Below are 2,475 nucleotides of genomic sequence, written 5' to 3'. Positions count from 1 at the left end.
GCGGGCACCTCCTCGTCGAGCAGGCGTTCGAGTTCGTCGAAGTCGTCCTCGGAGCCGGATTCCGCCAGGATGCGAGCGGCTGCCGGCTCGATGGCCTCACGCGCGACGAATACGTCTTCGACTGTCGCACCCGACAGCTCCAACAGGAGCGATGCCGGCCGTGCGACAACCTCGGGTCCGGGCACGCACACCCTCGCCCCGGAGCGTGATCCACGGCGAACCTCGACGAGTCGCTCGGCTTCGAGCACTCGGACGGCCTCCCGTAGGGTCGGGCGGCTCACCGAGAAGTGCTCCATCAGTTCGGCCTCGTGGGGAAGGTGATCCCCGTCCGTCAAGTCGCCGTCGACGATCATCCGGCGGAGTTTGAGAGCAACCAACTCGGCGGTCTTCGGGGTCCGCATGGCACGCGCTGCGAAGGGGCGATGCTCGAAGACTGGCGCAGCGGTGGCGTTATCGGTCATGGGTGCGTACACCTCTGCTTTCAAGGGTGACTATGAGTACTCAGTTAAGCACTTCAGGATACCTGTTGTGCAAGCTGCCGCTCGGGGCGGCATTTCCCGGGGTGGAAGCGCAGGTCCGGGGTGAAAAAGCGGGTTCGGCCGGGGCGTTCACGGGGAGCCTTGCAGTCAATAGACTTAGTCAACTATGTTAGCTTGGTAATGGTCGATGGGGTGGTGAATCACGGCGGTGACCGCCACTGGAAGTCCGGCACACGCCTAGGAGCAGCAATGTTGAAGACACGGTTCACCGAGGAGTTCGGTGTCGAGCACCCGATCGTGCAGGGCGGAATGATGTGGGTCGGCCGCTCTGAACTCGCTGCGGCAGTGTCGAATGCCGGCGGTCTCGGCATCATCACTGCGCTGACGCAGCCGACGCCGGATGCGTTGGCGCGAGAGATCGAGCGCTGTAAGGCCATGACGGACAAGCCCTTCGGAGTGAACCTGACCCTGACCCTGTCCATCAACCCGCCGCCGTACGCGGAGTACCGGCAGGTGATCATCGACTCCGGCGTGAAGATTGTCGAAACCGCTGGCTCGGATCCGAGCGTGCACGTCGAACACTTGAAAGAGCACGGTATCAAGGTCATTCACAAGTGCACGAGTGTGCGCCACGCGCTCAAGGCCGAACGCATCGGTGTCGATGCCGTGAGTATCGATGGCTTCGAGTGTGCAGGTCATCCGGGTGAAGATGATGTACCGGGGCTCGTCCTCATTCCCGCAGCGGCGGACGCGCTCTCCATTCCTTTCATTGCCTCCGGTGGATTTGCCGATGGCCGCGGTCTCGCCGCTGCACTCGCGCTCGGTGCAGACGGGATCAACATGGGCACGCGGTTCATGTGCACACAGGAGAGCCCGATTCACGACAACATCAAGAATCGCATCGTCGGGGCCTCAGAACTCGATACCCAGCTGATCTTCCGCCAGCTCCGCAACACGATGCGCGCGTCGCGAAACTCGGTCAGTGAGGAGGTCGTTGACATCCTGAACAAGGGAGGGCGGTTCAAGGACGTCAAGGATCTCGTCGCGGGTACCCGTGGGCGCAAGGTCTACGAGGAGGGCGATCCGGAGTTCGGTATCTGGACTGTCGGTGTCGTCCAGGGGCTGATCAAGGACATTCCGTCCGCAGGAGAGGTTGTTCGTCGTACCGCGGCCGACGCGGAGGAACGTCTGCTCGGCTTGAGCCGTGACGTGATTGTCGCTTCGCCCGCCTCCGCCGCGGTCTGAGGCGGGCACATGAGTGAAGCGGCTGTCGAAACCACCGCTGACGACCCGAACGAGCCTCCGCTCCTGGTCGAGCGTGACGGATTCGTCACGGTCCTCACGTTGAATCGACCCGATCGACGCAATGCGATCAACCGGGCGATGCGCAAGGCGATCAAGCAGGAACTGTGGCGCGCGGACGGTGACGACGAGGTCCGCGCCATCGTCATCACCGGCGCAGGCACCTCGTTTTCCGCAGGCGTGGATCTCCCCGAAGCGCTTTCGGGTCCGTCCCCACGGACGGAAGGCCCGACACCCACTCAGGTTCTGCGTGGCATCTCGAAGCCTGTGATAGCGGCGGTGAACGGCCCCTGCTACACCGGTGCCTACGAGCTCGCGGTGAACTGCTCGTTCATCATCGCCTCGGAACGTGCCGAATTCGCCGATACTCACGCGCAGATCGGGCTGCTCAACGGTTGGGGTGGAAGCGCGATGCTACCGCGCATGGTCGGTCTGCCCGCCGCGATCCAGTTTGTCCTCAGTGGTGAACCGATCGACGGCGCGACCGCCGCTCGGATCGGCCTCGCGAACGAGGTGGTCGCGCACGAAGCACTCATGGCGCGCACTCTCGAGATCGCGCATCGGATCGCCGACGGGCACCCCGCGGCGATCCAACGGATGCTACGACTGCTCAAGGAAGGTGCGGGAGTGTCGCTCTCGCATGCGCTGAGCCTCGAGGCGGAGGCCGCGGTGTCCTTCCGATCGAACGGCAGCG

General features: G+C 63.8%; 3 protein-coding genes. 2 read left to right on the top strand and 1 reads right to left on the bottom strand.

From position 1 onward, the window contains the following. The coding region (locus tag I0Q12_RS34405) for a FadR/GntR family transcriptional regulator (RefSeq protein WP_231611761.1) at positions 1–461 on the bottom strand (461 nt) is incomplete at its 3' end. Between the two features lie 267 nt (positions 462–728). Between I0Q12_RS34405 and I0Q12_RS30570 the strand changes: the two genes are divergently transcribed. Continuing rightward, the gene (locus I0Q12_RS30570) at positions 729–1,724 is read left to right on the top strand and encodes a nitronate monooxygenase family protein (RefSeq protein WP_197257678.1); all 996 of its coding nucleotides are present in this window, start codon (positions 729–731) and stop codon (positions 1,722–1,724) included. Positions 1,725–1,733: 9 nt separating this feature from the next. Next, positions 1,734–2,475 (top strand): enoyl-CoA hydratase-related protein (locus I0Q12_RS30565; protein WP_197257676.1); only part of this gene is annotated, 742 nt, incomplete at its 3' end.

Origin of the sequence: Rhodococcus sp. CX (assembly GCF_015865005.1) — a bacterium.
Lineage (GTDB): Bacteria > Actinomycetota > Actinomycetes > Mycobacteriales > Mycobacteriaceae > Rhodococcus.
This window is presented reverse-complemented; position numbering and strand designations above follow the sequence as displayed.